General features: G+C 40.9%; 23 protein-coding genes. 7 read left to right on the plus strand and 16 right to left on the minus strand.

Translation table 11 applies throughout. The features are described from left to right. Positions 1-289: 289 nt before the first annotated feature. Positions 290-565 carry a TM2 domain-containing protein gene (locus ABF638_RS25275; RefSeq protein ID WP_069072810.1) on the minus strand — a complete coding sequence of 92 codons (276 nt, stop codon included), beginning with the start codon at positions 563-565 and terminating at the stop codon, positions 290-292. A 663-nt stretch (positions 566-1,228) separates the two neighbouring features. Then, entirely contained in the window at positions 1,229-2,803 is a 1,575-nt protein-coding gene (locus ABF638_RS25280; RefSeq protein WP_435025664.1) for a CPBP family glutamic-type intramembrane protease, read from the minus strand. A 113-nt stretch (positions 2,804-2,916) separates the two neighbouring features. On the opposite strand from ABF638_RS25280, the gene ABF638_RS25285 reads away from it, so the two are divergent. Next, complete coding sequence (locus tag ABF638_RS25285; protein ID WP_435025690.1) at positions 2,917-3,615, plus strand: Uma2 family endonuclease; 699 nt, start codon at positions 2,917-2,919, stop codon at positions 3,613-3,615. Between the two features lie 35 nt (positions 3,616-3,650). On the opposite strand, the gene ABF638_RS25290 is transcribed toward ABF638_RS25285, so the two are convergent. Genes ABF638_RS25290 through ABF638_RS25300 form a run of 3 tightly spaced genes read right to left on the minus strand, consistent with a single transcriptional unit; the run spans position 3,651 to position 5,021 of the window. Then, entirely contained in the window at positions 3,651-3,872 is a 222-nt protein-coding gene (locus ABF638_RS25290; protein WP_435025665.1) for an addiction module protein, read from the minus strand. A 38-nt stretch (positions 3,873-3,910) separates the two neighbouring features. Further along, positions 3,911-4,423 (minus strand): Imm1 family immunity protein, encoded by a 513-nt coding sequence (locus ABF638_RS25295; RefSeq protein WP_435025666.1) that lies wholly within the window; start codon positions 4,421-4,423, stop codon positions 3,911-3,913. Between the two features lie 28 nt (positions 4,424-4,451). Next, positions 4,452-5,021 carry a hypothetical protein gene (locus ABF638_RS25300; protein ID WP_435025667.1) on the minus strand — a complete coding sequence of 190 codons (570 nt, stop codon included), beginning with the start codon at positions 5,019-5,021 and terminating at the stop codon, positions 4,452-4,454. 148 nt (positions 5,022-5,169) lie between these two features. Here ABF638_RS25300 and ABF638_RS25305 point away from each other — a divergent pair, with 148 nt between their 5' ends. After that, the gene (locus ABF638_RS25305) at positions 5,170-5,466 is read left to right on the plus strand and encodes a Nif11-like leader peptide family natural product precursor (RefSeq protein ID WP_435025668.1); all 297 of its coding nucleotides are present in this window, start codon (positions 5,170-5,172) and stop codon (positions 5,464-5,466) included. Between the two features lie 55 nt (positions 5,467-5,521). Continuing rightward, complete coding sequence (locus ABF638_RS25310) at positions 5,522-6,985, plus strand: pentapeptide repeat-containing protein (protein ID WP_435025670.1); 1,464 nt, start codon at positions 5,522-5,524, stop codon at positions 6,983-6,985. An 8-nt stretch (positions 6,986-6,993) separates the two neighbouring features. Here ABF638_RS25310 and ABF638_RS25315 read toward each other — a convergent pair whose 3' ends face one another. The 6 genes from ABF638_RS25315 to sufB form a co-directional block, all read right to left on the minus strand. Continuing rightward, positions 6,994-7,635 (minus strand): Uma2 family endonuclease, encoded by a 642-nt coding sequence (locus ABF638_RS25315; RefSeq protein WP_435025672.1) that lies wholly within the window; start codon positions 7,633-7,635, stop codon positions 6,994-6,996. Between the two features lie 51 nt (positions 7,636-7,686). After that, positions 7,687-8,319, minus strand: a complete 633-nt coding sequence (locus ABF638_RS25320; protein WP_435025674.1) for a Uma2 family endonuclease — start codon at positions 8,317-8,319, stop codon at positions 7,687-7,689. Positions 8,320-8,523: 204 nt separating this feature from the next. After that, positions 8,524-9,786: a cysteine desulfurase gene (locus tag ABF638_RS25325; RefSeq protein ID WP_435025675.1), complete on the minus strand. Its 1,263-nt coding sequence runs from the start codon at positions 9,784-9,786 to the stop codon at positions 8,524-8,526. 32 nt (positions 9,787-9,818) lie between these two features. Then, a complete protein-coding gene (sufD, locus tag ABF638_RS25330; protein ID WP_435025676.1) occupies positions 9,819-11,186 on the minus strand; it encodes a Fe-S cluster assembly protein SufD in 1,368 nt (455 codons plus the stop codon). Continuing rightward, on the minus strand, positions 11,186-11,977 hold the full coding sequence (sufC, locus tag ABF638_RS25335) for a Fe-S cluster assembly ATPase SufC (protein ID WP_196513014.1): 792 nt from the start codon (positions 11,975-11,977) through the stop codon (positions 11,186-11,188). Before sufC ends, sufD begins: the two co-directional genes overlap by 1 nt. 130 nt (positions 11,978-12,107) lie before the next feature. Continuing rightward, positions 12,108-13,547, minus strand: coding sequence for a Fe-S cluster assembly protein SufB (gene sufB / locus ABF638_RS25340; protein ID WP_435025677.1), 1,440 nt, complete (start codon positions 13,545-13,547; stop codon positions 12,108-12,110). Between the two features lie 238 nt (positions 13,548-13,785). On the opposite strand from sufB, the gene sufR reads away from it, so the two are divergent. Then, the gene (sufR, locus tag ABF638_RS25345) at positions 13,786-14,469 is read left to right on the plus strand and encodes an iron-sulfur cluster biosynthesis transcriptional regulator SufR (protein ID WP_435025678.1); all 684 of its coding nucleotides are present in this window, start codon (positions 13,786-13,788) and stop codon (positions 14,467-14,469) included. A 60-nt stretch (positions 14,470-14,529) separates the two neighbouring features. After that, entirely contained in the window at positions 14,530-14,790 is a 261-nt protein-coding gene (locus tag ABF638_RS25350; protein WP_435025679.1) for a hypothetical protein, read from the plus strand. 177 nt (positions 14,791-14,967) lie between these two features. Here the strand turns inward: ABF638_RS25350 and ABF638_RS25355 are convergent, their stop codons facing one another. Next, positions 14,968-15,297: a KGG domain-containing protein gene (locus tag ABF638_RS25355; protein WP_435025680.1), complete on the minus strand. Its 330-nt coding sequence runs from the start codon at positions 15,295-15,297 to the stop codon at positions 14,968-14,970. 475 nt (positions 15,298-15,772) lie between these two features. On the opposite strand from ABF638_RS25355, the gene ABF638_RS25360 reads away from it, so the two are divergent. After that, positions 15,773-16,231, plus strand: coding sequence for a YbhB/YbcL family Raf kinase inhibitor-like protein (locus ABF638_RS25360; protein ID WP_435025681.1), 459 nt, complete (start codon positions 15,773-15,775; stop codon positions 16,229-16,231). Positions 16,232-16,306: 75 nt separating this feature from the next. Here the strand turns inward: ABF638_RS25360 and ABF638_RS25365 are convergent, their stop codons facing one another. Beyond that, complete coding sequence (locus ABF638_RS25365) at positions 16,307-16,942, minus strand: hypothetical protein (protein WP_435025682.1); 636 nt, start codon at positions 16,940-16,942, stop codon at positions 16,307-16,309. A 365-nt stretch (positions 16,943-17,307) separates the two neighbouring features. Beyond that, positions 17,308-17,640 (minus strand): YbjQ family protein, encoded by a 333-nt coding sequence (locus ABF638_RS25370; protein ID WP_435025683.1) that lies wholly within the window; start codon positions 17,638-17,640, stop codon positions 17,308-17,310. Between the two features lie 662 nt (positions 17,641-18,302). On the opposite strand from ABF638_RS25370, the gene ABF638_RS25375 reads away from it, so the two are divergent. Further along, on the plus strand, positions 18,303-18,983 hold the full coding sequence (locus tag ABF638_RS25375; protein ID WP_435025684.1) for a tetratricopeptide repeat protein: 681 nt from the start codon (positions 18,303-18,305) through the stop codon (positions 18,981-18,983). A 2-nt stretch (positions 18,984-18,985) separates the two neighbouring features. Here ABF638_RS25375 and ABF638_RS25380 read toward each other — a convergent pair whose 3' ends face one another. Beyond that, positions 18,986-19,888, minus strand: coding sequence for an ABC transporter ATP-binding protein (locus ABF638_RS25380; RefSeq protein ID WP_420760096.1), 903 nt, complete (start codon positions 19,886-19,888; stop codon positions 18,986-18,988). 161 nt (positions 19,889-20,049) lie between these two features. After that, entirely contained in the window at positions 20,050-21,378 is a 1,329-nt protein-coding gene (locus ABF638_RS25385) for a hemolysin family protein (RefSeq protein WP_435025685.1), read from the minus strand. Positions 21,379-21,420 lie beyond the last annotated feature (42 nt).

Here is a 21,420-nt window from a genome sequence, read left to right on the forward strand (position 1 = left end):
TTCTCGAAGAAGTCGGGGATCTAATTTTTCACGAATGATTTAGGATTGCTATAGATGCGTACTGAGTCTTGTTCAAAAATCCGACAGCAGTTCTATAAATTTACACCTCAGTTTTCGCTAGATGTAAGCATTAATCGAATAATTCATAATTAGAGAATGAGTACAGAGTCAACACTAAATCAAAAATTCAATGTTAGCTCTGTACTCTCACAGGTTGAAATTATTAATTATTTTGACAAATTCGTTATATGTAACTTCACGCAAGAATGCAAACGTGAAATATAAGTTTCTAAAACCAACCCTGCTTATTCACAAAGTAGGTATTTACAAATCCTTCAGGGGACTTATTCAAATAGATCATGCCTTCAATTAAACCTACAAGTTGCATAATTAACAAGGCAATGCCGTAGGTGAAAGAACCCCCAACTACGGAAATCACCAACATGATAAAGCCTTCTGAAGCGTATCCTAGAATAAACTTATGAACCCCAAATGCTCCAAGGATAATGCCACAGTAACCAGATAGAAGTTGTTTGGTAGGGTGACTGGGGTTGAGATTTGACATAATTGAGTCCTGCTCCTTGATAAGTGAGTATAAAAATAAAGTCTTTATTGTAATGAAAGCAAGTAAATATATTTACTTAATCAATAGATTTTTAATTTTTTCAGTATGAGTAAGCTCCAAGACGAATAAGCAAAATTAGCGTGCTTCCATTCCAGAGGGGACGCTAAGATGTCTTGCGGCATAACCTAAAAATCTGGCGCTCCTTCATGACTTTTGGTGGATTTGAGGATTGCAAACCCTGGTATGGCAGTTTTGTAGATTTTTAGGTAAGACATTTATCTTGAGAAAAATGAACCAGAGTAATCAGCAAAAGCTGCTACCTACACTACTTTTTACAAGTGCATCAGTATTATTTCCGGATTTTTTTGCGTAGTCGCAGCCCGTTCTAGCCATCGCATCATTACGAGACTAGTTAAATATAGAAGCGCAAGAGACATCTTCCATATCTTTCTAACCTGTTTTTAGTTGCCAATCCCTACTTCTGTAAGCGCAAAACGGAATTGCAATCAAATTTATGACAGCTCAAACGGTTTGGGAAGACAATTAAAATAATTCGTAATGACGCTCTCTACGAGACGCTGCGCTAACGTAATTCGTAAATTGTCCCCACTTATGCAGATAAAAGCAAATATTTTCGTTTTAGGCAACAGTAATATTATTGTGCTAATTGCTACCCAAAATGAATAAGCTTAATAGTGTACCACTATTCCAGAGGCTATGGAGGAGCATAGGGGCGAGGAGGTTGCGCGATCGCGTGTAAACTACCCCTAAAACGATCCCCAATGCTGTGAGGGGAAGAATTTCCGACAAGCTGAGGTGAGCGATCGCAAACAATAAACTACTAATCAGAATCGATCCCCACACGGGTAAGTAGCGAGTTAGAGAAGGTAACAAAAAGCCGCGAAATAAAATTTCTTCAAAAAATGGAGCTGCGATCGCTGCTGTGGAGAAAAATATGCCAAGTGCTACACCATCTTGGCTTTCCAGCGCTAGTTGTAACAGTGGGTTACTACCACCCTGTCCTTGCCATAGCTGTTGATTAATTAAAGATACCATTACAACTATAGGTAAAGCCGCACAATAGCCTCCCAGCCCCCACAAAAACCACTTATCTTGAAAACGAAAGCGAAACCAAAATTCTGGTAGTGGAAAAAAGCGCTTAAGAGAGAAATACAGCACTGACAGCGCACCCGATGCTACCAGTAAGTAACTAACTAAAACATAAAAAGCCTGAAGTCGTACATCAGAGACGGGACGCGGGATAGGGAGTAGGGATAGGGCTAAAGGGACAAAAATTTGCCCCATGAAGAAAAAGCCGACAACAAAAACCTGCAAAATCGTTTCACCATCCCAAGGCGTTGACCAAGGGATATCAGCATTTTGAGCTAGTAACGAGGCTTTTCCTTTCAACAAGCGTTGAGCAAATAAGAAAATCAGCAATATTAGACCACTTAAAGCTGCCAATGTAGGAATAGTGCCAATAACCGCTAATTTCAACACTGCTTGAGCAGCAGATTCTTGTTGTGTAGCTTTAACTGCTGATAAAGCATCTTGTCGTTGCTGAAGTTGGTATAGCTGAACCAAAGCAGTAGAGCGAAACCAACCTTCTAAATTCCTTTGAATTCGTTCTTGAGAATTTTGGAGCAGACGGGGAGGATTGCTCCACAGTCCACTCAATACAGCTGCGGTTTCTCCAAACTCTGGATTAATATCTGAGCGTTGTTGTAATTCGCTCCAAGTTTTGAGAGCTGTATCCGTCTGTCCTTGCTGTGCTTGTAAAATTCCGAGCCGCAGGTCTAATTCAGCTAGTAATTTTTGTAATTGCTTAAAAGACTGCTCTAACTGTTGCTGTCCCTGTTTAGAGGTTTTAGTCGTGGGAGGAACATCAGGTAGAGGTTTTGGAGGTGTGGGAGTTATTTCAGGTTGAGAGCGTAATTGTGTAAGTTGATTGTTAACTTTGTCCAAATTAGCTTGAACTGATTGACGCGCCTCCTGATACTGCTTTGTAGCGCTTTCCAGGGGTTGCTCACCAAGTATTGCTTCCCGAATCCCTTGGAGATTGTCATCGCTGCTATCTTCTGATTGCCAAGCTTGAGCTTGTAAAGCAATATTGGTTTGATATAGTTCCAGGCGACTTTGAAATTGAGGTTGTTGCCAACTACTGAATAAAGAGGAAACCGCCAACAGAACTGCTATCGGCGTCAGCACAAAAATTAAAACTAACCGCTTGAGTGTCATCTATCCACCTTTGACTAACCAGTGGGGAGCGCGTCCCCCTTGGGAATTATCGCAAGAAAAAGTCAGAGGTGGATAGATATCATCAATATTATAAGTTTGCGATCGCACCCACAATGTTAAATTACAACCCATTACACTGCTTACCCTCCGCCGAGGATCTGCCTGATTCGGACTATACACCTGTGGACAATGAACTACAAGATTTAATTCCCAGCTTGCTCAAAGCGATCCTCGCTTGGTTATGGACAAACCGGATGGATTGGTTTTTTGGCGTTGATATGGGGATATATTACGATCCCGAACTACCGCCGATTGTCCCTGATGGGTTTTTAAGTTTAGGAGTCGAGCGAGTTTTTGATGAGAACTTGCGTTTAAGTTATGTGTTGTGGGAAGAAAAGGTGATGCCAATTATGGCATTAGAAGTTGTTTCTCATAAACGGCGTGGGGAATACAGCAGCAAAAAGAAAATGTATGCTGAGATGGAGATTTTATATTATGTTGTTTACAATCCCCAACGCCGGAGAAAACCGCCTTTAGAAGTTTATCGGTTTGTAAATGGTGAATATGTATTGCAGCGAGGAAATCCTGTTTGGTTAACAGAGATAGGTTTAGGAATTGGTCATGAACGGGGAACCTATCAGGGAATTACGCGGGATTGGTTGTATTGGTATGACACACAAGGAGTCAGATATTTAACACCAGAAGAACGAGCGATCGCTGCCGAGCAACGCGCTATCACTGCTGAACAACGCACGCAAAGACTGGCAGAAGAGTTGCGAAAGTTGGGGATAGATCCAGATTCTTTGAGTTGATTTTGTGAGGTGCGATCGCTTTATTAACTGATAGCTCATTTAGATAAACCTAGTCTTTCTTTGACGGATTGCCATGTTGAACCTTGGTTTTTATTTTGGCGATGCATCTCCAAGCGTCTATCTAATTCTTTTTTTTGCTCATCATTGAGAGGAACTTTATCGGGTGTGGTAAGAATGCTGTCCCATAAGTCCTCGGCAAGCTGTATACGTTCAGATACACTTAGTTCAGAAATATCGACTTTTAATATAGGGTGCATGGTTGTTATTAATCTATTTGCTCAATATAATCTTATTTTTAAATTACAAATGACTTATCTTCTTCCCAATCAAGTAAAGCATCAAGTTTACCTGATTCGGTAAATGTTCTAGCAGCTACTAAACAGTGCAGTAAATCAACACACATTTTCGCAGGATAATTTTTCTCTTCTCCACCGACTACTAATGTTTCTATTTCATCAGATTTTGATAAATCAACTAAAACATAAAATTTTGTGTTATTAAAGGTCGCAGTCACAACATATTTATCTGACTTACCGCCTCCAATATTTATGTAAGTCTCATCATTAGATTTCAAGGTTACTAAACTTTTGCTTTTGCCATCTAAATCGCGGATAACTGCTTCAATTTGAAGCCAATTTGGATCTTTTATTAATTCACCTTGATTGCTATTAGTAAGCCATGTTTCTGCTGATAGCTTGAATACTAAACTTGTTTCGGTTTTTTGTGGCAAATCTGGCCAGCGATCGAAACCAAGTAACTTACCAATCTCAGAATTTTTCCAAAAGGCTTGACGTTCAGCATAGGTCATTATCACATTTGTTCCTACCCGAATTTGCTCAGGAGTCAACAAACGTGGGGATTCCCCATTGGCTTTCGTGTCTTCTGATGAAGGCTGCGGCGTTGTCTCTTGAGAATTTGAACACATAGCCATCTTCTCCTGGGGCAATATTTGTTGCGCCCACATACTGCATTTTGATTATGTCTCTATAGTAGTCAAAAGCTGAATCTAGAGATACAAGAATAATACGAGTATCACTCAAACCGCCGGAACAATACTGCAATCCCACTTGCGTTGCATACCAAAATAGCCATTTTCCTATCGGTTCAATCAGGCGGTTAGCTTCCTGGCCTCTAGTCACAGGATTACTTTCTAGATGCTGAATTTCTAAAGTCTCCGGTGTACCTGGGTAAGGAAAGACAATGTACCGAATTAATCCCCAGACTTGCTGATCATATACCAGTTTAACAATGCTTTGTAAGTCAAAGTCAGTACGTCGCCATAACTCTTGCCAATGAAAAGTCCAATTGCTTGGCATATCATCCACTATTGCAGGAGAAATGACAGCCTCTTGTTCGCCCCTCTCTTGAGTTAGGATTCGCACCCGATACGAGCCTATATCAGCCAATCTAGTAATCCTCACACATCATAAGAAAGATAATACTGGGTTAGGGAGTGAGGGAGCGATCGCGTTTCGGTTCTGGTGTCGTTGTTGGGATGCAACTTAGTTTGAAACAAAATATACTGGTAAAGTAATGTTGATTAAGTAATTAAGTATGTCTGAACAAGTTACTAAATTTTTTGAAGAAGTTAATCATGAAGAATCTTTACAAAAACAAGTAAAAACAGCAATAGAACTTCAAGACATTATTAATATTGCTGCTCAAATTGGTTATAACTTTAACAGCAAAGAACTATTAAGTGGCCTTCAAAAGCTTTTAAATATTAAATTGCATCATGATTATATGGTTACTCGTTCAGAAGGAGCAATAGTCAGAATCCCAGAAGGTGTAGAGGGTTTAGAATACTTGACACCAGCTATTAAAACTATCTGCAACCAAAATCCTACTTAATATCCTTAAGTTCCAGACAGCTAAGTGTTTCAAATTTTAAAAATTATAATACGGTATGGATGCTAAAAAAATTATAGCTATGTATGCAGATGGAAAAAGAGGATTTTGTGATGTTTGCTTAATTGATGTAGACTTACGTTTTGCTGACCTAAGTAATAGTAATTTAAGTGGAGCTAATTTGAGTAATGCCAACCTAGAAAATACTGACTTACGTTTTGCCGACCTAAGTAATAGTAATTTAAGTGGAGCTAATTTGAGTAATGCCAATTTAGTAGGAGTTGATCTGAGAGATGCAAATTTAACTGGGACTAATTTGATCAATACCAACCTCATAGATGCTAATTTAATGCATTGTGATCTCAACGGGTGTGATCTGAGGTATGCAAAACTTGATTGTGCAAACTTTAGGTTTGCTAACCTAACTGATGTTAACTTAAGTAGTGTTAGTCTAGGATATGTTAAATTAGGCGGTGCGATATTAACGAATGCTAACTTAAATAGGAGTTATCTATTTAAGGCTAACCTGTTAGATGCAAACCTGAGTGGTGCTGATTTAAGTGAATGTGATTTACGGAGTGCAATACTTTTGAGCGCCAACTTATTAGCAGCAAATATTAAAAATGCCAACCTGAGTCAAGCAGACCTTAGATATGCTAATTTGAGTAAGGCTGAGTTACAACACGCAAATCTCTACAATGCTAACTTGGTAAATGCTGACCTATCTTACTCTAACCTCACTAGAGCAAATCTGAGAGAAGCTAACCTGTGCGGATCTGATTTAAGTCGTGCAATTTTAGCAGAAGCAGACTTCACTGAGGCTGTTTTAGAGGGAGTTGACCTATCTTACTCTAATCTCACTAGAGCGAATTTGAGAGAAGCGAATCTGAGAGAAGCTAACCTGTGCGAATCTGATTTAAATAGTGCAATTTTAACAGGAGCAGACTTCACTGAGACTGTATTAGACGGAATGTTTCCAGAAATCATACCTTCTTTGCTCAATGATATTACAGCACTTTATAGGAAGAGTGCCGAAAAATTGAATTATACATCTAACGAAGAGGAAACCAAGACATCTTTAATATTACCATTTATTAAAATGCTTGGGAATGATATTCACAGTACGCAAGAAGTTAAGTGTGAATACCCAGCTTCCTTTAGAAAGAAAAAACAAAGCGAAAAAGTTGATTATGCAATAATAATAGATCATATACCATTTATATTCATCGAAGCGAAACATTGGAAAGAAGACCCTAAAGTACATAATGGTCAGTTAGCTGAATACTATGCTGCTAGCATAGAAACTAAGATTGCTATCGTTACTAATGGAATTATTTATAATTTTTTTACTGATTCAGTTTCTCACAACTTGATGGATGAAAAACCATTTTTTAGTTTTAATATTCAGAAGTATAGCTCAATAGATATAGAATATTTGATGCTGTTTCACCGGGATTTATTGAATATCAATAACTTTGACAGAGAAAAGTTTATATCTCATTTTAAGTTATTTACAATATAAGTCAATAATTATAAAATTCCCCTAATCTTCTCCCCTACCCAACCGCGAAAGGATTTCAACAAGGCAATTTCCCCACTTGTTTTACTTTGCTCAATAAATCTGCTGATCTCACTCACTGATACTATAGGGAAGGCAATACTAAACTTACACTCAACATATTGCCCTTCTATCAACTGATAAAATTTTAAATCCTGCCCATCATATCTCCAAAGTTCAGTTACACCCAACGCTGAATAAATCCCCAATTTGTTAACTGAACTGCTGGTAATGTCAATCTCAATTGCTAAGTCAGGCGGCGGATCATTTTCTAAATCTAAAGTTTGCTTACCCCTAATAGCTAGTTCATTCTGGATATAGTAGCAAGTATCTGGTTCTATTCCCCGCTTTGATATTTTCCGCTTCAATGTTGTTGAACCAGCACTTCTCACTTCAATCCCTAATTCTTCAGCTAAAGCAATAATAAAATTACCAAAATTACTTTTGGAGTTTTCGTGTTCAAAAGGTGGAGTCATGATTTCTAAAACACCGCAATCATAAGCAAACCGAGAACCTCTATTTTCACCTGTATCTCTCAACAAGGCTTCAAAGGTTTCCCAGCTAATGTTATGTAGCACTGTTCTTTGTTCACCAACCGTTGACTTGACAAGCATATTAAAATAATTCGTAATTCGTAATTCGTAATTCGTAATTAATTCATGATTTTAAGCTATCTTTCCACGCACCCAAGCACTGAAGGATAGCACCAAATCAATTTCATCCATAGTTTTACTTTGCTGGATAAATCTATTCATTTCACTAACAGAAATTAGCGGAAAAGCAATACTCGACTTAATTTCAATATATTCGCTTGCTACTAGTTGATAAAATTTTAAAATTTCACCATTATATCTCCACAATTCTCCAACACCTAAAGCCGCATAAATATTAAATTTATTAACAGAGCTGCTAGTTATATCAATTTCAACTGCTAAATCCGGTGCTGGGTCTGTTATTAAATCTAATTCTTGTTTACCTCTAATTAGTGGCTCATTTTGAATATAATAGCAACTATCGGGTTCTATTCCCTTGGCTATTGGTTTACGTTTTAATGTTGTAGAACCAGCACTTCTAATTTTAGTTTTTAATTCCACTGCTAAAGCGAATATCAATCGGTCAAACTGAATTTTAGGATTTTCGTGTTCAAAAAGTGGAGTCATGATTTCTAAAACACCGCAGTCGTAAGCAAACCTAGAGCCTCTATCCTCACCTGTATCTCTCAGTAAGGCTTCAAAAGTTTCCCAGCTAACGTTGTCTAAGACTGTTCTTTGTTCTGCAAGGGTTAATTTAACAAGCATATTACAATCCTTTTTCCATCAGGATGTTAGATAAAATCCCGATGATTTTACCTATGTCATTAATATAATACTCGCCCAAATCAATTTCAAGCACTTGCCCAATGAGCTTGAGAAACTTACACTCCAGATAATTAAATTGTGCCAATTATTAGCAAGATATGTTGCTAATATTTGGCACAATCAGGATCTAAATATTTTCTAACTTTAAGCAAGGAAACCCGCAAAAAATTCCAAAGTTTCTTTCAGCGCTTTGATAAAAATATCAATTTCCTCGCGGGTGTTGTAGAAAGATAAACTTGCTCGTGCGGTTGCAGGAAGACCTAAGTAACGGTGTAATGGTTGAGTGCAGTGGTGTCCAGAACGGATGGCAACGCCTTCTTGATCTAATAATGTAGATAAGTCGTTGGCGTGAACTTCTCCGGCTGTAAAGGACGCAAGAGCGGCTCTACCTTCACCTTTTGCATTTGGTTTGGGGCCGTAAATTCTAATTTGGGGAATTTGCTCTAATTGTTGGAACAAATAAGCTGTTAATTCTGCTTCGTAGGCGTGGATTTTATCCATGCCGATATTGCTAAGATAATCTATCGCAGCACCAAGTGCGATCGCTTCTCCAATTGCAGGTGTACCAGCTTCAAATTTGTGCGGTAATTCTGCGTATGTAGAATGGTCTAAATATACCTCTGCAATCATCTCACCACCACCAAAAAATGGTGGCATTGATTCTAACAATTCCAACTTGCCATACAGAAATCCTATCCCAGTTGGCGCACACATTTTATGACCAGATGCTACCAACCAATCACAATCTATTTTCTGTACGTCAATGGGGTAGTGAGGAACACTTTGACAAGCATCTACTAAGAATTTAGCACCGTATTGGTGAGCGATCGCAGCAATTTCTTCTACTGGGTTAATGCAACCCAACGTATTGGAAATATGCACCACCGACACCAATTTTGTTTTGTCAGAAATCAGCTTTTTAAACTGTTCTAAATCAAAAGTTTCTTCTGGTGTTAATTCTACAAATTTCAGTACTGCGCCCGTTTTTTGTGCCACCATTTGCCAAGGCACAATATTACTGTGGTGTTCCATTACCGAGAGAATAATTTCATCTCCCGGCTGCAAATTGTTCATTCCCCAACTGTAGGCTACTAGGTTAATCGCCTCAGTTGCGTTGCGGGTGTAGACGATTTCCTGACGCGATGCAGCATTGATGAATTTGGCAACTTTATCTCTAGCACCTTCATAAGCATCAGTAGCTTTAGCACTGAGGGTATGGGCGCCTCGATGCACGTTAGCATTATATTGCTCGTAATAATCCCGCAGGGTATTTAATACAAACAAAGGCTTTTGCGATGTTGCAGCATTATCGAGATAAACCAAGGGTTTCTCATTGACTTCCTGATGCAATATCGGGAAGTCAGCGCGAACTTTATCAGCAAGGGTTTTGGTAGAGGTGAAAGTCATTGGTAGATTAGTTATTAGTCATTTGTCGTTCGTCATTCGTCATTCGTCAGAGACTTAAGATTATTGACTGTGTTTAACAGGATTTCTCGGAGAGAAGGAACTGGTATTTTGTTGATGACTTCAGCAGCGAAGGCATTGATTAACAACTTACGAGCATCGTTTTCATCAATTCCCCGACTTTGCAGATAGAATATTTCATCATCTTCCAACTGGCTAACGGTTGCACCGTGAGCGCATTTGACATTATCCGCAGTAATTTCCAATTGGGGTTTGGTATCAACTCTGGCTTTCGATGATAGCAGCAAATTCCGATTCAACTGGGTTGCATTTGTCAACTGCGCTCGTTTGGGGACAAAGACTTTACCGTTGAACACCGCATGAGCGCGATCGCCTACAATACATTTATGCAATTGCTCACTTGTACCATGAGGATAGTTAAGTGCGATCGCACTGTGAGTATCAGACAACTGCTTACCAGAGATTATCGTCAAACCATTGAGAGTAGTTTGGGTTTGCTCACCAGTTTGCAAAATCTCCAAATTGTGCCGAGACAGCTTTGCACCTAGAGTTATGGCATGACAAGTATATCGACTATCACGAGCCTGTGCGATCGCAGTCTTGCCAATATGAAAAGCCTCTGCACCTTCCCACTCAACCCTAGTGTGGCTCACTTCAGCATTGTCAGCAATCCAAATTTCCGTAACTGCATTGGTGAAATATACTCCCTCTTTCTCTGCACCTTTGCGGTTCGTATACTCCTCAATCAAACTCACCTGCGAACCACTTTCCGCCACCACTAAACAACGCGGCTGCGAAATCGTCGCCGTCTCTCCCGCAACCGAAATAAACGCCAGATGAATTGGTGTCTCAACTACCACATTCTTCTTCACCCACACCACAGCTGCATCAGTTATCCCAGCCGTATTGAGAGCAGTAAAAACTTCCTGCGCTCCCTCAGCTTGAGCTAAATACTGCTGTACACCTTCCTGTTCAACCGCAGATAAGCCAGCCAAATTACTCACCACAATTCCAGATGGTAAATCTGAAACTGCTGATAACTCCGGTGCATAAACGCCGTTGACAAATACCAAACGACTATTCGCCGCTTCTGGCAAAATATCAAATTCTAGAGACGCGTAATTTCCCGTCTCTATACTAAATTGCACCTTTCGCAGAGACGACAAATCAGTAAATCGCCATTCTTCCTCGCGGGTGGTGGGAACAGTCGAGTGGCGTACCCAACTAGCAGCACTTTGGCGTAATTCCTGCAACCAACCTTCTGTTTTATTTGCCGTTACTTGATTTAACAACCCAGCCAGATAATCATCTCTATCTAACATCGATGTCAAACTGACTGCATTTGAATTAGGTATTGGACTAGGAGATACTTGAATACTCATTACACGCCCACCTCAGCAGCTGCAAATTCTTCTAGCACCCAGTCATAACCGCGAGATTCTAATTTCAGCGCCAGTTCCTTACCACCACTCGTAATAATCTGCCCTTGTGCCATCACATGCACGAAGTCAGGCACAATATAATCGAGTAACCGCTGGTAGTGGGTAATCAAAATTGTGGCATTTTCTGGACTTGCCAGTTGATTTACTCCATTCGCCACAATTCGGAGCGCGTCAATATCCAAACCCGAATCTGTTTCATCCAAAATTCCCAACTTTGGTTCTAGAAGCGCCATTTGCAGGATTTCATTCCGCTTTTTCTCACCACCAGAAAACCCTTCATTCAAACTGCGGCTGAGGAAACTGGGATTCATCTTCACCACATCCAGCTTTTCCTCAATCAAATCGTCAAAATCAAAAGCGTCTATTTCCTCTAATCCTTGCGCCTTGCGACGGGAATTGTACGCCACTCGCAAGAAATCCAAATTGCTCACACCGGGAATTTCTAATGGATACTGAAACGCCAAAAATACACCGCTTCTAGCGCGTTCTTCTGGTTCCAATTCCAGGAGATTTTGTCCCTGAAAAATCACTTCACCGCCAGTTACCTCATACGCTGGATGCCCTGCCAATACCTTAGAAAAGGTACTCTTACCAGAACCATTCGGCCCCATAATCGCATGAATTTCACCCGATCGCACATCCAAATTCACACCTTTAAGAATCGGTGTCCCATCAACATTAGCCGTCAGATTCTTTACTGACAGCACAATTTCACTATTTTCAATAATCATGTTTTCTCTCTTCTTTTTTGGTTCGTAGTCAGCACTTTAGTGCTGGAGAAAAGCGTTTAAGTGCTGACTACAAGCGTTAATTTTTTCAGTTCCTAGCAACTTGACAGCACTGAAGTGCTGACTACAAGCGCTATCCAACACTGCCTTCCAACTTCAAACTCAACAACTTATCAGCTTCCACAGCAAACTCCATTGGTAGCTGATTGAAAACATCCTTGCAGAAGCCGCTAATCATCATCGAAATAGCATCTTCTGAGGAAATACCTCGTTGAGCGAAGTAAAATAACTGATCTTCCCCAATCTTGGAAGTAGAAGCTTCATGCTCCACCTTCGCAGTGTTGTTTTGCACCTGGATGTAGGGGAAAGTATTCGCGTGAGCATTATCCCCAATCAGCATGGAGTCGCACTGGGAATAATTTCTCGCCCCTTTAGCCGTCGGATTGACTTTCACCAAACCCCGATAGCTATTACTAGAATTACCTGCGGAGATTCCTTTAGAAATAATTGTGCTGCGGGTATTCTTACCTACGTGAATCATCTTGCTGCCGGTATCGGCTTGCTGCTGATGATTTGTCAGCGCCACGGAGTAGAACTCACCCACAGAGTTATCACCCACCAACACACAGCTGGGATATTTCCAAGTAATTGCCGAACCTGTTTCTACTTGAGTCCAGGAAATCTTGGAATTTACGCCCTGACACAAACCGCGCTTGGTGACAAAGTTATAAATACCGCCTTTACCGTTAGCATCGCCAGCGTACCAGTTTTGGACGGTGGAATATTTAATTTCGGCGTTGTCGAGGGCGACGAGTTCCACAACGGCTGCGTGCAACTGGTTGCTGTCATACATTGGTGCGGTGCAACCTTCGAGGTAAGAAACATAACTACCTTCTTCGGCGACAATCAAAGTCCGCTCAAATTGTCCCGTGTCACCAGAGTTGATGCGGAAGTAGGTAGACAGTTCCATTGGGCATTTCACGCCTTTAGGAATATAGACAAAGGAACCATCGCTAAATACGGCGGCGTTCAAGGCGGCAAAATAATTGTCAGCGATGGGAACAACGCTACCTAAATATTTTTTGATCAATTCTGGGTGTTCTTGCAACGCTTCCGAAAACGAGCAGAAAATAACGCCGTCTTCCGCTAGCTTTTCTTTAAATGTAGTAGCGACAGAAACGCTATCGAAAATTGCATCAACGGCGACGTTTGCCAGTCGCTTCTGTTCAGATAGAGAAATGCCTAACTTCTCGAAGGTTTCTAAAAGGGTTGGATCAACTTCATCCAAGCTGTTCAGCTTTTTTTTCTTCTGTTTTGGCGCTGAGTAATAAATGATATCCTGATAATTGATTGGCGGATACTTGACATTCGGCCAAGTTGGTTCCGTCATTTTTTGCCACTGGCGATAAGCTCTGAGGCGAAAGTCCAGCATGAACTGCGGCTCGTTCTTCTTAGAGGAGATCAAGCGAACAACGTCCTCGTCTAGTCCACGCGGAATAGTGTCGGCTTCAATGTCGGTGACAAAGCCGTACTTGTAGGGTTGGTTGACTAAGGTTTTGACAGTGGCACTCATCAGTAATAATCTCTCGTGTTCGGAACTCTTTTAGGATGGGAGACGGGCTGTGGCTAACCGATTCCCATCTCCCGTTACGGAATGGTTACACGCCTGCTAGAATAGTGGTGGAGAGTAAAACAACAGCTTTGTTGTTTAATGTATCTTCATTTTACGCTAAATTAACAACAACAATGTTGTCAAAGTCAAATTTTCAAAGAAATTTTTGGGGCGTTCGCTGAACGTCTCGCACCAGAAGATGGCGACTACCCACCAGTCCTCAACCAAGCAAGATATCCTAGAGTATCTGCACAAACACGAAAAAGCAACGGCTTTGGAGCTAGCTGAAGTTTTAGACGTTACCCCACAAGCGATTCGTCGCCATCTCAAAGATTTGGAGACGGAGGAGCTAGTTTTGTATGCGACATCAATGCAGGCGGCGGGGATGGGGCGGCCGCAGCACATTTATCAACTGAGTCGTCAGGGACGCGATCGCTTGCACCGCACAATGAGCGATCGCTTTGGTGATGGCCACGGCAATTTTGCAGTTTCGCTGCTAGATACCTTAGCCGAAACGGTGGGACACGACCAATTTAAATCGATTTTAGAGAAGCAGTGGCAGCGCAAAGCTAAAGAATATCGCGATCGCTTGGGTAACGGTTCACTGCGGGAACGGGTAGCTAACTTAGTAGAGTTCAGAAAAGCCGAAGGTTTCATGGCAGAGTATCACCCTGTTGATGTGAATGACTCCTTTGAGTGCGATCGCTTTATCTTAATGGAGCATAACTGTGCCATTTCTAACGTTGCCGAGTCTTTCCCCAGCATTTGTGGTCACGAATTAGAAATGTTTGCTGCTGTATTACCAGATTGTACTGTAGAACGCACCCATTGGATTATTGATGGTGAACATCGTTGTGGGTATTTGGTACAAGTTCGTCATTAGTCATTTGTCGTTTGTCCTTTTTTCAAGAACCAATGCCCAACTAAATTTGAGATAGCATTTATGGACTTACCACCACAGCAACCATCAGCACAATTTTTAACCCTGGAAGAGTCAGCAAAAGTAGACGCCGCTTTGTTGTCTTCCCCAGAAAAGTTTTTAACAAGATTGACAATTTCATCACTTAAGCTTTTGAAGCATATCGCCCAAGAGTATGATGTTGCTATTGAAGATTTGACAGCACCACAAGTAATTGCTTGGTTTGAAAAAGATGGCAAAATTCGCCGTGAAGAGGGAATTGAAGGTTCATACCTGAAATGGTGAACTGTGGTAGTAAAGTTTGCATTTCATTAAATTTTAAAAAATAGCTATGTAAAATATCCCGTTTCTAAAAACATTTCTGTTGCTTAGAAGCGGGATATTTAATAGATAAGATATGTTGGCAATTTTGCCTAAATCCCAATATTAAAGCGAGAACCTTTTAAGTAGCAGACGATGAGTCTATTTATTTTTGTGACTCTGCCGCCCAGCTTTAGCATGTTGTTCTGATGTGCCTCCTTGAGTACCCTTTTCTTCGCTGTCGTCATCATCGCTATCTTGATTACGACCGCCACTGTGGGAACTCTTGCCACCCTCACGACCGATTTCAGCCATGTGTTCTCTATCCTGACTCACAGCTTCACCACCTTTGTGGCCAGCTTCACGAGCTTCTTCGGATGTAAATTCGTGGGCGGTACCCTTCTCATGGGCAGCTTGTCCGCCCTTGCTTGCTATTTCGCGCTGCTTGTCATCATCCATAGAAGCAAAACCACGTTTGCTTGTGTCTGCCATGACAGTACTCCTTGTAATTAACTAGAGTTTTTGGCTTTTTCAGCAAGTCCAAACCGATATCAGTTTTCGATTTCATCAATTCATTGACTTTTCAAAGTTAGCTATCAAATCTTCTATATTCATGGCTCTTTAGAAAGAAATATTCAGGGTTAATGCTTAACTTTGGATATACAACTAAAGTTACTCTTTGCTATATAAAAAAGGAGAAATTAATGCATTATGGAGAATAAATATATGAATTAAAGCCCAATACGGTTTGATTAAGGCAAGAGACGGCGATTTATCGCGTCTTTGGATCTAGAATTTTCATCAAAAACCTTAACCGAACCGTATTGAATTAAAGCCCGCGTAGTAGTACTTTGCTAGCTAGTTTTGGGAGTTTTTAGTAAGGACTAAATGACTTACTAAAAACTGGCTCACCCAGCAATTTCAACTTGACAGACTAGTAGTGGAAATCCCAAAAAGAGGTAAAACGATGAAATTGGAAAGCAGTGTCTTTGACGCTAATGATTTAATTCCTGCTAAATATACCTGTGACGGTGAAGATATTTCCCCACCCATCGTCTGGGATGAAGTTCCCATAGGAACAGAAAGCATAGTATTAATTGTTGATGATCCTGATGCACCCGGACGGACATTTGTTCATTGGGTTGTTTACGACATTCCAGCTACAGTTCGCCAATTACCAGAACATATAACGGCTGTAAAAACTCTACCCAATGGCGGAGTCCAGGGAAAAAACGATTTTGGCAAGTTTGGTTACGGTGGCCCATGTCCACCCAGTGGCATTCATCGCTACTTTTTCAAACTTTATGCCATAGATAAAAAGTTGGGTTTATCAGCAGGGGCTAGCAAAAACCAACTTTTAGCAACAATTGATAGTCATATTTTGGCAACGGCAGAATTAATTGGACGCTACAAACGCCAGTCTTAAATAATCAACAAAAAGCACCTTTTTTCAAGGTGCTTTAATTTAAAATAAATAACATTTGATTTTTCAGACAATTCTTTAAGCAGTGTAATTGTTAGTCCGGGGACTGCGAGCGCCAGCTACCGCTCCCATCATTGCAGCTACTAAACCCAATAAGGAACCAAACACAAACCACCATAATCCCGAACGCACATTTGCTGCAATCTCACGAGCTTGTTGAGCAGTTACGTTTGTTTGCGGAATGTTGGGGGCAGCGCCTTGCTGTTGTACCTGGTTTATCACTTCCCCAGCGTTGGAAGCCGCAACACCAAAAGCACCCGATACTCCACTTGCAAATAGCCATGAGCTAACTGCCAAAGTTGTTGCCCAAAGAATTGCGCCGTTCAGAAGCGCTGTATTGCGATTCATTGGCCCACAAGCACGGGCTGTAACCCAACCACCAGTAAATAGAGAAATTAGTAAAGCGATAGTTGACCAAAGCCCCGCATTACCCGCAGCGTTAGGGGCAATTGATCTGGGTGCACCTGAACCTTCCACTGTACCAGCTGCGATCGCACCAATTATAGAACTCAAAATTAGTTGTGTAGCTAAAGAAACCAACAAACCTGCAAAAATTGGCCCCCAGCGAACACGGTCATGATATTCAGCTACTCGACCTGCTACCACAGTATCAGTAGGAATAACGTCATTGCCTGTTCGATTTACGTATGACATAGCTTATGTTCTCCAGTGCTTTTTCAGCAAAGTTCCTGCTCAGGTATATTTATCTTTATGCTTAAGATTAAATAACTAAATCACCTACTTTTATCTCTATCAATAGAAAGAGTTAATACCTCTGTCTTTAGTGATAAAAAAGAGATTTTTGTTTAACAAGTTTTAATATAATTTAGTATTTTTTAATGTCTGAAATAATTATTTAGAAATTATCAATATGAAAATTTTTAAATTAGGATTAAATTATTAATTTTTACAAGAACCTAGCTTTAATTGTGTATGCAATTAGACTTAATACAAAACTGAATTGCCAATTAGCAAGTCCGGGAGCGTCATTATGAATTACGAATTTTACAAATTACGAATTAATTTGAACGCATCCTCACAGCTGTGCCTGTGGCAGTAATCAGCAAAAGAACTCCTGACTGGTCAAGATTGATTGTGCCAGTATCAATTTCAATCCCGATCACAGCATTAGCTCCTAAACGTTGTGCTCGTTGTTCTAATTCTTCTAGTGCCTTGCGTTGACCCTGCTCAAATAGACGCTCATAGCTAGCAGTACGTCCACCGATAATATCTCGAATACCAGCCAAAAAGTCCCGCAAGAAATTGCTGCCGTAGACTACTTCTGCTGTCACAATGCCTAAATACGACTCAATCATGGCTCCTTGAATTACATCAGTGGTAGTTATAATCATAAATTAGCCTCCTAGATAGAATATAGGTTGATATTTATTATCAAAGTGTTTATCAAAATACTTTAGCGATTGTAACTTCGATTACAGAAGATAAGTGTGAGAGAATGTTTCTCACACAATTTTAGCTCGCGTTTGCATCTGTAATATTTTCCTCAACAGAAACTAGGGCTTAAAGGAACATTTGACTGATTAAGTTTATCTTACCGTGTAATGACAAAAAAAGGATGTTAACGCCTGGATAATTACTTTTCAAAGGGTAGTATCGAAGACTAAAAAGATGAGCAAAGTTGGATACAGAGCTAGCAAATTCTTAAACTCAATAAAAAACAGGAATGAATCTCAAAGCCTGTAAGCTTGGCAAATCAATATCTAGAATTAAGTCAGATGGCTGTTGGGATTTCTAGGAAACACGTATAACTACTGACAAAAACAGTGTCATTTCGCGATTGTACTGATTTATATGGAGGGTAACTTCATCTGAAACTTGATATCTTACACTTTATCCTTCAGTAAAAACTCTGTTATGTAGTGCTGATTGTAAAGGAAAGAGTGGATGAAATATTGACATCTTAATTAATACGAAGAAATACAGTTTTCAAAAGTCCATATTTTTGTTTTAATGTACAAGAAAAAAAGTCCTCTAAAATTTCAGGAAATTTACTGTGTACAAGCCAACATCATTCGTGTTTAGTGTGGTGTTACTAGGATGTTTTACCTTCACCATACCTTCAGTAGCTCAGGCTCAGGTATTAGTGGCGCAAGCCAAAAACCCAGAGCTAAAGCAACTACTAGAAGAAGGACGGAGGTTAGTAGATGCTGGTGATTATGGTGGTGCGATCGCGGTTTATCAGCAAGCAGCTACCATAGATCCCAAGAATGCGAAAATTCATTCAGGTATTGGCTACTTATATGCTCAACAGGGAAATTACCAGGCAGCATTAACTGCTTATCGTCGTGCGATCGGTATCAACCCTAACAATAGTGATTTTTACTACGCTGTGGGTTACATCAAAGCCAATTTGGGCGACACACGTGGGGCAAAGGAAGGCTACCGTCGTGCTATACAACTGAACCGTAACAACGTTAACGCCTATTTAGGATTGGCTGTAACGCAATCACGTATGGGAGACTATACTGCTGCTACCTGGGCTTATGAACAAGCAATCAGCTTAGATAAAAACAACGCCCAGACTTATGAATTGATGGGTTCGATGTATAAACAGCGACGACAAGCCAAACAAGCAAACAGCTTGCTTCAGAAAGCGCGTGACTTGTACAAGCGACGCAATGACTCAGATGGCGTAGAAAGGGTAGAAACCATGCTGCGACAGTTAGGAGGATGAGGTTAATCTAACTGGCGTCCCGTTAATTCCACAAAAATATCTTCCAGGTTAGAGGGACGCACCATCATTCCGGTTTTATCGGGCTGTTCATCCAAGTAGATATTTGCTGCTTCCAAGGATGGGAAAAACAGATATTCCCAACTACGAGCGCCATCACTTCCCACATCAGACACACCTAATTGTTTCATCACTAAACCTTCACCGTGAGCAGAACGCAGTTGTTGTAAAGTTCCCAAAGAAATCAGCTTACCGCTATCCATAATACCGATGCGTCCTGGCTTGGTAGAGCCGAAAGCATCGCACAAATATTCGACCTCATCCATATAATGGGTCGTCAGTAGCATCGTCATCCCTTGTTTATTCAAATCCCGAATAATTTCCCAGAGGCGTCGCCTAGTTTGGGGGTCTAGTCCTACCGTTGGTTCATCCAAAAACAAAATTTGTGGTTGATGTAATAAAGCTCTCGCAATCTGCAACCGTCGTTTCATACCCCCAGACAGGGTTTTTACCAAATCATCGCGTTTTTCTGTGAGTTCAACATACTCTAGCCATTGATTAATCAATTTTTGTCGCTGCGGGTTACTAATGTGATGTAGTCTCCCATGCAGTTCCATATTTTCCCAGACGGTTAAATCATTATCCACACTGACTTGTTGCAAGACTACGCCAATACTCTGTTTTGCCAACATGCCTTGGCTCATCACATCATATCCACCCACTTCTATCCGTCCTTGGGATGGTTTCGTGAGTGTAGTCAGCATCCGAATTGTGGTTGATTTACCCGCACCATTCGGGCCAAGTAGAGCAAATATCTCTCCCGCTTCAATTTTGAATGACAGGTCATTGACTACAGGTACATTGTTGTAAAACTTGTAGACATTTTCTAAAAAGACAGCAGCAGTCACGTCGCTTCGCTCCGAATTCAAAATTCAAAATTCAAAATTAACCATCCCTATAAATAAATTTAGGGACTTGTATCCGTTTAAGTAAAAGTTGCAAACGGCATGACTTTATAATCGTCAAATACCCAATGCCCAATGCCCAATTCTCCATGCTCCAGCGATCGCTAGTCAGATTTTTTCGTATCCGCTGATTTACTTGCCTTTGGTACTACTAGCACTTTATCAACGCGGTTACCATCCATATCCATCACTTCAATTCGCATCCCCTGCCATTCAAAATGATCTGCTGCGGTAGGAATACGTCCTAAATGGGTGATGACAAAACCGCCTAGTGTTTGATAACTACCGTGTTCATCAGATTCCCACTCTTCCATACCGAAAAGTTCCAAAAACTCCTCTACAGGTAACATCCCATCCAAAAGCCAGGAACCATCTTCACGTTGCACAGCTTGTGGTTGATCCTGTCCATCTGTTGAAGGAACATCACCCACGATTTCGCTCATGATGTCGTTGAGAGTGACTAATCCTTGAATCACGCCGTATTCATCGACTACCAGCGCCATGTGAGTAATGGTTTGCTTGAACAATTCCAAAACTTTTAAGCCACGGGTGCTTTCTGGCACAAATACGGGCTGCCGCAATCCGATGGTCAAGTCCAGTGGTTCTCCTCGGAAACTCCTAGCTAATAAGTCAGTGACCGGGATAACACCCAGCACATTGTCAAGTCCCCCCTGACAAACTGGATAACGAGAATAGGCACTATCAACCATTTTTTGGCGATTTTCTTCGGCAGAGTCGTCTAAGTCGAGCCAGACAATATCGGGACGGGGTGTCATTAAGTAGCTGACAGGGCGATCGCCTAAACGAAAGACTCGCTCCACCATATCCTGTTCAGCTTCCTCAAAAGTTCCTGCCTCAGTGCCTTGCTCAATTAAGATTTTAATTTCTTCTTCGGTGACTTGCGGCTCGGTAGAAGCTGTAATTCCCAGCACTCGCAGGATCAAATCTGTAGAAGCGCTTAAGAGATAAACCATTGGGGAAGCGATCGCCGATAAGGCACGCATTGGAATAGCTACAATCGATGCAATCCTTTCTGGGTTATTTAACGCCAGACGCTTCGGTACCAATTCACCAACAATGAGTGATAAATAGGTAATAATCAAAACCACTATTCCGAAAGATAGCGGTTCACTATAAGGTGCTAAAAAAGGTACACGCCCCACATAGATTGCTAGTTTTTCGGCAATAGTTGCTCCGCCGAATGCACCAGTCAAGATACCGATCAGGGTAATACCGACCTGAACTGTAGACAAAAATTGATTCGGAGACTCAGCTAGTTTCAGTGCTGCCCTTGCCTTGGCATCTCCTTGGTTGGCAAGCTGCTGTAGCCTAACTTTCCGTGCTGAGACAATTGCCATCTCAGACATAGAAAACACGCCGTTGGCAATAACTAGCACCAAAATGATTAAAATTTCAAAAGTGATGGAGGACATGTTTAAATTGCGGCTTATCAGAGCGAACGTAGCTCAATCTTA

The sequence above is a fragment of the Nostoc sp. CALU 1950 genome (genome assembly GCF_051172895.1).
Lineage (GTDB): Bacteria > Cyanobacteriota > Cyanobacteriia > Cyanobacteriales > Nostocaceae > Nostoc > Nostoc edaphicum_A.